General features: G+C 70.4%; 9 protein-coding genes. 7 read left to right on the top strand and 2 right to left on the bottom strand.

The genetic code is table 11. The features are described from left to right. Positions 1–18: 18 nt before the first annotated feature. The gene (locus tag P5G46_RS07245) at positions 19–1,452 is read left to right on the top strand and encodes a helix-turn-helix transcriptional regulator (protein ID WP_239276721.1); all 1,434 of its coding nucleotides are present in this window, start codon (positions 19–21) and stop codon (positions 1,450–1,452) included. A 10-nt stretch (positions 1,453–1,462) separates the two neighbouring features. Here the strand turns inward: P5G46_RS07245 and P5G46_RS07240 are convergent, their stop codons facing one another. Together P5G46_RS07240 and P5G46_RS07235 are read right to left on the bottom strand one after the other, a co-directional pair. Further along, entirely contained in the window at positions 1,463–2,839 is a 1,377-nt protein-coding gene (locus tag P5G46_RS07240) for an MFS transporter (RefSeq protein ID WP_408905617.1), read from the bottom strand. Between the two features lie 5 nt (positions 2,840–2,844). Further along, positions 2,845–3,306 (bottom strand): MarR family winged helix-turn-helix transcriptional regulator, encoded by a 462-nt coding sequence (locus P5G46_RS07235; RefSeq protein ID WP_239276720.1) that lies wholly within the window; start codon positions 3,304–3,306, stop codon positions 2,845–2,847. Between the two features lie 87 nt (positions 3,307–3,393). Between P5G46_RS07235 and P5G46_RS07230 the strand changes: the two genes are divergently transcribed. From P5G46_RS07230 to P5G46_RS07205, 6 genes are all read left to right on the top strand, one after another. Then, complete coding sequence (locus P5G46_RS07230) at positions 3,394–4,242, top strand: alpha/beta fold hydrolase (protein ID WP_408905346.1); 849 nt, start codon at positions 3,394–3,396, stop codon at positions 4,240–4,242. Positions 4,243–4,354: 112 nt separating this feature from the next. Further along, on the top strand, positions 4,355–5,404 hold the full coding sequence (gene lplAB / locus P5G46_RS07225) for a lipoate-protein ligase LplAB (RefSeq protein WP_375095163.1): 1,050 nt from the start codon (positions 4,355–4,357) through the stop codon (positions 5,402–5,404). After that, entirely contained in the window at positions 5,401–6,369 is a 969-nt protein-coding gene (locus tag P5G46_RS07220) for a DNA-methyltransferase (protein WP_408905345.1), read from the top strand. Before lplAB ends, P5G46_RS07220 begins: the two co-directional genes overlap by 4 nt. Before the next feature lie 61 nt (positions 6,370–6,430). Further along, positions 6,431–7,414 (top strand): LLM class F420-dependent oxidoreductase, encoded by a 984-nt coding sequence (locus tag P5G46_RS07215; RefSeq protein ID WP_408905344.1) that lies wholly within the window; start codon positions 6,431–6,433, stop codon positions 7,412–7,414. Between the two features lie 216 nt (positions 7,415–7,630). Next, positions 7,631–8,656 (top strand): LacI family DNA-binding transcriptional regulator, encoded by a 1,026-nt coding sequence (locus tag P5G46_RS07210; protein WP_408905343.1) that lies wholly within the window; start codon positions 7,631–7,633, stop codon positions 8,654–8,656. Beyond that, positions 8,653–9,963, top strand: coding sequence for an ABC transporter substrate-binding protein (locus P5G46_RS07205; protein ID WP_408905342.1), 1,311 nt, complete (start codon positions 8,653–8,655; stop codon positions 9,961–9,963). Before P5G46_RS07210 ends, P5G46_RS07205 begins: the two co-directional genes overlap by 4 nt. Positions 9,964–9,979 lie beyond the last annotated feature (16 nt).

The following is a 9,979-nucleotide window of genomic DNA, read 5'->3' as shown; positions in this document are numbered from 1 at the left end:
CAGCGAGGGGAGCTCACCGTGGCTGAGGAGTCGACAGTCGAGAACGTCAAGGCCGCGGTCGACCGCGTCGTCCGCAGCGTGCTTCCCACAGCCCCGGCGCCGGCCATCGCCGATCTGCGCACTCTGGCCGACATCGAGGCCGGACCCGCTCCTCGTGTGTGGGTGGATGCCAGCGCGCATACGCTCGAAGCGTTGCTCATCGCCCGGTCCCGCTTGGACCACGTCGACGAGGCGTTGCAGCTCATCGACGCGCACTTCGCCAACGGGCGCCTGCGCGGACCGAGTCGCCTCGAGGCGACCACCCGCTCCACTCTCTTCTCCGCGGTGTCCGAGGCCTACGCCGCCGCGGGGTGGGTACAGCGCGCCGCCGAGTACGCCGCCTCCGCCATCGCGTATGCGAACGGTCCGGTGGCGCTGTACCGCGCCCACGCCGTCCGCGGTCTCACGGCCGCCATCAACGGGGAGTACCTCGTCGCCGCGGACAGCCTCCGCGAGTGCGAGGACGTGGCATCCCGGTCCGGCTGGGAGATCGTGCACCCCGACTACGACCTGCTCCTCGCCCGCATCCTCCTCGCCTCCGCCGACCTCGACGCGGCGGCTTTGGGTGTGCTCGCGGAAGAGCTGCGAACCGGGTCGCCCGGCGACCCGTTCTGGCTGTACTCCGCGCGCGCGGCCGAGGCGATGCGGGCTCTCATCCGTCGCGACTACGCCGAAGGGATGATGCTCGTCGCGACGCTGGCCGGTGGAACCGATGCGCACTCGGGCCACACGATGGTGCGGGGCTTCGCCCAGGGGGTGTACGCTGACCTGCTCCTGGCCCGGGGGGAGCCGAGGCGAGCGCTCGCGGTGCTCGAGGGGCGGCAGTCGCCGCCCGGGCACGCCCTGTGCTTCGACATGCAACGCGCCGCGGCGCTCATCGCGCTAGGGCGTGAGCGAGAGGTACTGGAGTCCACGGACCCGTGCATCCGGATGGGCACGGAGCACTGCGTCCGTACGCTGACGCCGCTGTTGCTGCGGCGTGCCGTCGCCCACGTCCGGCTGGGCAATCACGAGGCCGCCTACACGGTTTTCGCGGAGGGGTTCTCGCTCTCCGAGAGCCTGGGCGGCTCGCTCACCCCCTACCTGACCCTCCCGCAACCCGAGGTGCGCGCCCTGCTGGAGCGGCTGGCGACGCTTCACCCGGAATCGGCCGAAGCCGCGGCACGCGTCTGCGCGGCGCTGTCGTACGTGCCCGCGCGGGAGCCGCGTCCACCGCTTCCGGCGCTGAGCCCTCGCGAGGAGCGCCTGGCGCTGTTCCTGCGCGGGCCGCGCAGTCTTCCGCAGATCGCGGAAGCGCTCGAGGTGTCACCCAACACCGTGAAGTCTCAGCTGCGGTCCATCTACGCGAAGCTCGAGGTGTCCGGACGCGATGCTGCCGTGGCGGTGCTGGAGGCGCACGGCTTCTACGTGTGACGCGGTCCGCTCAGGCCGAGGGGCGCGGGTGAGGGTCGGGTCGCGTGCGGCCGGCGCCGCGGGGACGCTCCGTCGGCGGCAGCGGAATCGGTGTGGTTCCCGCGATCTCGTCGCTGAAGTCCTCCGGCTCGACCGGGACGGTGGCCAGCGGGCGCGTCTCGTCGAGGGTCAGGCGGAACCGTTTGGTCTCGTGCCGGTGCAGGCGCCCCGACGCCAGCGTCCAGGTCACCCCGACCCCGCACGCGATGAAGGCGACGACGGCGGCGAGACCGATCGCCACGCGCGGCCCGAGCTCCTCGGCGACCGCTCCGACGATGGGAGCTCCGACCGGCGTCCCTCCGAGCAGGATCGCCATGTAGAGCGCGAGCACGCGACCGCGCAGCGCCGGATCGGTGGTGGTCTGGACGTAGCCGTTGGCCGTGGTGAGCATGGTCACGACGCAGAAGCCCGTGAGGACGAGGGTCGCCGCGTACGTCTCGTAGCTGGGCGCCACCACCGAGAGACCGGATGCCACGGCGAAGCCGCCGGCGCCCAGGATCACCACGCGCATGCGGGCGCGGTCCCGTCGTGCGGCCAGCAGGGCTCCCGCGAGCGAACCGATCGCGACAAATGAGCTGAGCAGCCCGAAGCCGTCGGCGCCCCGCCCGAATTCCAGCGCCATCGTGGACGCGAAGATGGGGAAGTTCATGCCGAACGCGCCGAGGAGGAAGACCATGGCGAAGATCACCACGAGGTCCGGACGTTTCGCGACGTAGCGGAAGCCGTCCGCCAGACGCGCGGGTCCGCCGCGGCGGTGGTGGACGACCAGCTCGTGAGGTCTCATGAGCAGGAGCGCCGCGATCATGCCGAGGAATGTCACGGCGTTGACCAAAAACACCCAGCCGGTTCCGACGACCACGATCATCAGGCCCGCCACGGCCGGCCCGATCAGCCGGGCCGTGTTGAAGGAGGCGGCGTTGAGGGCGACGGCATTCGAGGCGTTCTCGCGCGCGACGAGGTCGGAGACGAAGGCCTGTCGCGCGGGGTTGTCGAACGCCGTGATCAGACCCAGCGCGAGAGCGAAGACGAACATCAAGGGCAGCGTCATCACGCCCGTCACCAGCAGGATGCCGATCGTGACGGCCAGCAGCAGCATCGCGCCCTGCGTGCACATGATGAGCTTCCGGCGGTCGAAGCGGTCCGCGACCCACCCGGTCACCCCCACCAGCAGCAGCGGGGGAGCGAACTGCAGGGCCATCGTCACGCCCATGGCGGCGGCGTCGTTGGCGGTGAGCTCGGTCAGGACCACCCAGTTCTGCGCCGTCGCCTGCATCCACGCGCCGATGTTGGACACGAGCGCGCCGACGAACCAGACGCGGTAGTTGTAGACCGACAACGAGCGGAACATCGCACTCACGTGTCTGCCACCTTTCGCATGATCTCGGCCGCCGCCGCGAGCGTCTGCCGCTCATGGCCGGACAGGTCCGCCAGGGCCTGCTCGAGCCAGGCGTCCCGACGCCGAACGGTCTCGTCGACCACGAGGCGACCGGCATCCGTCAGGGCGATCGTGACCTTGCGGCGGTCGTCCTCGTCGGGGGTGCGCGAGACGTACCCCGCCTCCTCGAGCAGCGAAACCGTGCGGTTCATCGACGGGGCCGTGACGCGCTCGCGCTCCGCGAGCTGGCCGAGGGTGTGCTCACCGTGCATCGTGAGCGCGGCGAGCACGGCGAACTGTCCGTCGCTCATGGTGTCGACCGCGCGTTGGGAGCGCAGGCGGCGGGCGAGTCGGAACGTCGCCATCCGCAGCTCGGAGGCTGCGGAACGGAGGGCGTCACGCGAGTCGGATCGGGGGGATTCGTCGACGCGGTCATTCATGGTTCTCGATAGTTAGCGTATCTGATTAGTCTTGCTAACGGTTCGTTTCGTCGTTTTCCGGCCGAGCGCCGCCCCTAGACTCGCCGCATGCCCGAGTTCGTCGACGCCTACGGCATCCCGATCGTCTACGACGTGTACCCGGCGGAGTCGCCGCGGGCGGTCGTGCAGCTGCTGCACGGGGTGGGGGAGCACGCGGGCCGGTACGACAGGCTCATCGAGGCGCTCGTCGCCGACGGCTACACCGTCTACGCCGACGACCACCGCGGACACGGTCGCACGGGCCTGCGCCAGTGGAACGGTGACCACCGCAAGCTCGGTCGGCTCGGCCCGGGAGGCCTCGGTGCCGCGCGCGACGCCGTGTGGACCCTGACGCAGATCATCCGCGAGGCCCACCCCGATCTCCCGCTGGTGCTCCTCGGGCACTCGTGGGGTTCGTTCCTCGCGCAGATGCTGGTGGACCGGCATCCGGATGCTTTCGACGCGGTCGTCCTGAGCGGATCGGCCTTGCGCTGGCCCGGTGCCCTCAACGCGGGCGACCTGAACGCCCCGTGGAAGCACGTGCGCGGCTCGGGCATGGAGTGGCTCTCGAGCGACGAGCAGGTCGGGCGGGACTTCGTCGCCGACCCTCTGACGACATCGACTCCGCTCCTGCGGCTGTTCGGCCCGCTCGAAACCCTCAGGCTCCTCGGCCGCCCCCGGCGCGATCTCGGGCACGACGTTCCGATGCTGCTCATGGTCGGGCGTGACGACACCGTCGGGGGGCCGCGCAGCGTCCATCGGCTGGCGGACGCCTATCGCACGCGTTCCGGACTCACCGACGTCACGACCCTGGTCTATCCCGGCGCGCGCCACGAGATCTTCGCCGAAGTGCGGCAGGCCGAGGTGCGTGCCGACCTGCTGGCCTGGCTCGACACCCGGTTCCCGGCGCGAGCCTGACCGCCCTCACCGGGCCACCGCGGCGCCGCGGCATCCGGGAGCGCTGCGCGTGGCGCGGCATCCGGCGGTCGCCGCACCCCAGTGCGTCCGTCGTCCGCCGTAGGCTGAGGGGATGCACGGCGAGTACAAGGTCCCCGGCGGAAAGCTGGTCGTCGTCGACCTCGAGGAGAAGGACGGCCGCATCGCCGGCTTCCACCTCGCGGGCGACTTCTTCCTCGAGCCCGACGACGCCCTCGATGACATCGACGCGGCCGTCAACGGGCTGCCCGTGGAGTCCGACGTCCCGACCATCGCCGCGGCGATCCGCGCCGCGCTGCCCGAGGGGGCGCAGCTGCTGGGGTTCACGCCCGAGGCCGTCGCCACGGCGATCCGCCGCGCTCTGGTCACCGCGCCGGGCTGGGGCGATTTCGAGTGGGAGGTCGTGCACGATGCGGCGGTCTCTCCCCGCATGAACCTCGCCCTCGACGAGGTGCTCACCGCGCGGGTGGGGGCGGGCCTGCGCAAACCGACGTTGCGCCTGTGGGAGTGGAACGAGAACGCCGTCGTGATCGGCTCGTTCCAGTCGTTGCGCAACGAGGTGGACCCCGCCGGGGCTGCGAAGTTCGGCTTCGACGTCGTCCGTCGCATCTCCGGCGGCGGCGCCATGCTGATGGCCGCGGACTCCATCGTCACCTACTCGCTCTACGTCCCCGCCTCGCTCGTCGCGGGGATGACGTTCGCCGACTCGTACGCCTTCCTCGACGACTGGGTGCTGCAGGCTCTTCGCTCGCTCGGCATCGACGCGGTGTACCAGCCGCTCAACGACATCGCGGGCCCCCACGGCAAGATCGGGGGAGCGGCGCAGAAGCGCCTCGCCAACGGCGGGGTGCTCCACCACGCGACCCTCAGCTACGACATGGACGGTCAGATGCTCACCGAGGTGCTGCGCATCGGTCGCGAGAAGCTGAGCGACAAGGGCACCGTCTCGGCGGCGAAACGCGTCGACCCCCTGCGCAGTCAGACGGGTCTTCCGCGGGATGCCGTCATCCAGCGCTTCATCGACACCTTCACGACGCTCTACGGTGCGACCACGGGTCACATCACCGAAGAGGAGTACGCCGAGGCCGAGGCGCTCGTCGCGTCGAAGTTCGCCACCGACGCGTGGCTGCAGCGCGTTCCGTGAGCGGGCAGACCCTGGCCGGTGTGCTCGACCACGGCACCGTCGAGATCCACCACGCCGACAACCTCGCCGTGACCCCGGCCCTCGCCGACGGCTCGTTCACCCTCGTGTACCTTGACCCGCCGTTCAACACCGGCCGCACCCGATCGAAAGCGGTGGAGTCGGCCCGCCGGGCGCCGGCGGCGGACGAGACAGCGGAGGTCGAGGAGCCGCTCGTCCTGGCATCCGAACCTCCCCGTGACCCGGCGATGCTCGTCTTCCCCGGCGAAGAGGAGCCCGCGCCCGCCCCCGTGATCCATCGCGGTTTCCACGGTCGTGAGTATTCGCGGCTGCGCGGCGACCTGCGGACGTACGACGACCGGTTCGACGACTACTGGGGGTTCCTCGAGCCGCGGCTCGAGGAGGCCTGGCGCCTCCTGGCCGATGACGGCACGCTCTACCTGCACCTGGATTACCGCGAGGTGCACTACGCCAAGGTCATGTGCGACGCGCTCTTCGGGCGCGAGCGTTTCCTCAACGAGCTCATCTGGGCCTACGACTACGGGGCGAAGACGCGCCGCCGGTGGCCGACGAAGCACGAGACGATCCTCGTGTACGTCAAGAACCCGTCGGCGTACTTCTTCGATTCGGATGCCGTCGACCGTGAGCCGTACATGGCGCCGGGGCTCGTGACCCCCGAGAAGGCGGCACGCGGCAAGCTCCCCACGGACGTGTGGTGGCACACGATCGTGCCGACCACGGGTCGTGAGAAGACGGGATACCCGACGCAGAAGCCCGAGGGGGTGCTGCGCCGCATGGTGCAGGCGTCCAGTCGCCCCGGCGACCGGGTGCTCGACATGTTCGCCGGCAGCGGCACGCTCGGCGCCGTCGCGGCGCCCCTCGGCCGGCACTCGGTGCTCATCGATGACAATGCCGACGCCGTCGCGGTGATGCGCAAGCGGCTGCCCGGGGCCGCGTTCCGCGGCTGACGGTCGCGCCCCGGAGGCGAAACGCGACGCGCACGCCGAAGACGGGCCTAGGGTGAAACGCATGGAATTCGGCATCTTCGTCCCGCAGGGTTGGCGCTTCGATCTGGTGGGCATCGACCCCGCCGAGCAGTGGCGCGCCATGAGCGCTCTCGCCCAGAGTGCCGACGAGGGCCCGTGGGCCTCGATCTGGGTCTACGACCACTTCCACACCACGCCGGTGCCGAGCGCGGAGGCCACGCACGAGGCATGGACGCTGATGGCCGCGTTCGCGGCGGTCACCGACCGCGTGCGGCTGGGGCAGATGTGCACGTGCATGGGATACCGCAACCCGGCGTACCTGGCCAAGGTCGCCGCGACGGTCGACCTCATCTCGGGCGGTCGCGCCGAGATGGGCATCGGCGGCGGCTGGTACGAGCACGAGTGGCGCGCGTACGGATACGGATTCCCGCCCATCGCCGAGCGCCTCGGGCGCCTCCGCGAGGGCGTCGAGATCATGCACCAGGCCTGGACCTCGGGCTCGGCGACCCTCGACGGGAAGTACTACCAGGTCGATGGCGCCATCGTTCAGCCGCAGCCGCTGCAGGCCGGTGGCATCCCCCTCTGGATCGCGGGCGGTGGCGAGAAGGTCACGCTCAAGGTGGCGGCGAAGTACGCCTCCTACACGAACTTCGGCGGTTCGCTCGAGGAGTTCGAGCACAAGTCGGAGGTTCTGCGCGCCCACTGCGACACCCTCGGACGGGACTTCACCGAGATCACCCGCTCGACGAACTTCAACACGATCATCGCGCCCACCGAGTCCGAGGCCGACGAGCGCCTCGCCGCGGTCGTCGCGCGCCTGCGTCCCCACGTCGGTGACGAGCGGGCGGATGCCATCGAGGCCGACTACCGCTCCTCCGACACGTTCGGCACCCCCGAGCAGATCGTCGAGCGTCTGCGTGCGCGCGCCGAACACGGCCTCGGCTACGCCATCCAGTACTTCCCGGAGGCGGCCTACGACACCTCGGGCATCTCGCTGTTCGAGCGCGAGGTCGTCCCGAACCTGTAGGTCGCGTCCGGTCCTCCGGCGAACCGCCCCTGCCCCGGGAAACGCACACAGCGCGCGTTCCCCGGGGCAGGGGCGTTCACGGCGGGCAGCTCGCTTCGGGCGTCCTGCTCCGACCCGCTGACGTTTCGTAAACGTTTGCGTGGTTCGGGGTCGATTTTCTAGCGTCGAGCCCGCAAACGATTGCGTTCGCTGCCGGGCAGACCCAAGGGAGGGCTCATGACGACGATTCGTGATGTCGCCCGTGTCGCCGGCGTCTCGCCCGCCACCGTGTCGCGCGTCGTCAACGGACTGATCGGCTACTCCGCCGAGACGCAGCGCCGCGTCGAAGACGCGATCGCGCAACTCGGGTACGAGCCCGACACCTTGGCACGCGGACTCCGGACGAAGCAGACGGCGGTCATCGGCGTGCTCGCCCCGGTGGTGTCGGACGCCTTGGCATCCGAGATCATGAGCGGTGTCGAGGCGGCCGCCCGCGTGCGCGGCTACTCCGTGATGCTCGGCAGGACCGGCCCGGGATCGACGTTCGCCCCCGGCTACCTGCGCACCCTGCGCACGTATCGGGCAGCGGGCGTGATCCTCATCTCCGCCGCGATCACGCCCGAGATGCGTCGCGCGCTCGGATCGGGCATCCCGCTCGTGTCCGTCGCCATCCGCGATGGGCAGCGCTTCCCGAGCCTCGCCATCGACGACGAGGTCGCCGCCTACGACGGCACGCGACACCTGATCGCCCTCGGACACCGACGCATCGGCCTTCTCGCCGGTGATCCCGACTCGGTGCTGGTGAACACCGCGCGCAAGCGCGGCTACCTGCGGGCGATGTCCGAAGCCGCTCTGGCGCCGGTGATCGCCCACGGCAACTCGCTGTACGACTCGGCTCCGCCCGCGCTCGCCGACCTCCTGGCGCGGGATGCCGGGCTCACCGCCGTCTTCGCGCTCAGCGACGAGATGGGGCCCGCCGTCGTGAACGAGCTGCAGCGGCGCGGCCGGCGTGTTCCGGACGACGTGTCCGTCCTGGGGTTCGACAACACCCGCACCTCTCAGCACGTCCACCCCGCCCTCAGCACGATCGCTCAGCCGCTCGAACGCATGGGTGAGCTGGCGGTCGAGCGGCTGCTGACCGACGGCCTGCCCTCCACCGGCCCGGTCCCTCGCATCCTGCCCCATCGGCTCATCGAGCGCGGCTCGACGGCGCCGATCCGACCCGCACGACCGAATCCCCCTCGCAACAAGGAGCAATCATGATGCAACGACGCCGTGATCGACGACTCGTCGGCCTCGCGCTCGCCGCCACCGCGGCGATCACCCTCACCGCCTGTTCGGCCTCCGACTCGGGAACGAGCGCGCCGGCAGAAGAGGCGGAACTGGAGGGTCGAGGTCCCATCCAGTACGTCTCGAGCCCCGACGCCTCCGGCGCCGCCCAGGCGACCATCGACGCCTGGAACGCCGACCACCCCGACGAGCAGGTGACGTGGGTCGAACTCCCGCTCGACGCCGACCAGCAGCGTCAGCAGATGGTCCAGAACGCCCAGGTCGAAGGCGACGCCTATTCGGTGCTGAACCTCGACGTGGTCTGGACGAGCGAGTTCGCCGCGAACCGGTGGATCACCGCCCTCCCGGAGGACGCGCTGCCGGTGGACGAGTTCGTCCCCGCCACCGTGGAGGCCGCCAGCTACCGCGACACTCTCTACGGCGCCCCGTACTACACGGACGGCGCGCTGCTGTATTCGCGCACCGATCTGCTCGCGGCCGCCGGAGTCACGGAGCCGCCGCGCACCTGGGCCGAGATGCAGTCCGCGTGCGACGCCGTCCTCGCCCTCCCCGACGCGGCCGGGATGTCGTGCTACGCCGGTCAGTTCGACAAGAACGAGGGGCTCACCGTCAACTTCAGCGAGGCGGTGGCCTCCGCCGGGGGGTCCCTGTTCGACGCCGAGGGTCAGCCCACGGTCGACACCCCTGAGGCGCGCGCGGCTCTGGACTTCCTCGTGAACGGATTCGCCTCCGGCATGATCCCCCGTGACGCCATCACCTTCCAGGAGGAGCAGGGTCGTCAAGCGTTCCAGGAGGGTGGGCTCGTCTTCCACCGCAACTGGCCCTACATCTACAAGTCGCTGTCCGCGGACGATGGATCATCCGCCGTCGCCGGGAAGTTCGGCGTCAGCGCGATCCCGGGCGAGAACGGACCCGGCGTCTCCACTCTCGGCGGCCGCAACATCGCCATCTCGAGCTTCGCGGAGAACAAGGCGACGGCCGTGGACTTCATCGCTTTCTTCACCAGCCGCGAGCAGGAGGAGGCGCGCCTCGCCCTCAGCTCGCGTGCACCTGTCATCCCGGAGTTCTTCGAGGACCCGACCGTGACGACGACCTACCCCTACCTGCCGACGCTGCTCACCTCCCTGGAGAACGCCCAGCCGCGTCCGAAGGTCGTCGCCTACGGGGCCACCACCGCTGCCATCCAGGACGAGATCTACGCCGCCCTCACCGGCGACAAGGATCCGGAGACGGCGCTGGCCGACCTCCAGGATGCGCTCACCGCGATCGTGAACGGTTGAGCAGACGCCGATGACG

It is taken from the genome of Microbacterium mcarthurae (assembly GCF_046064585.1).
Lineage (GTDB): Bacteria > Actinomycetota > Actinomycetes > Actinomycetales > Microbacteriaceae > Microbacterium > Microbacterium mcarthurae.
This window is presented reverse-complemented; position numbering and strand designations above follow the sequence as displayed.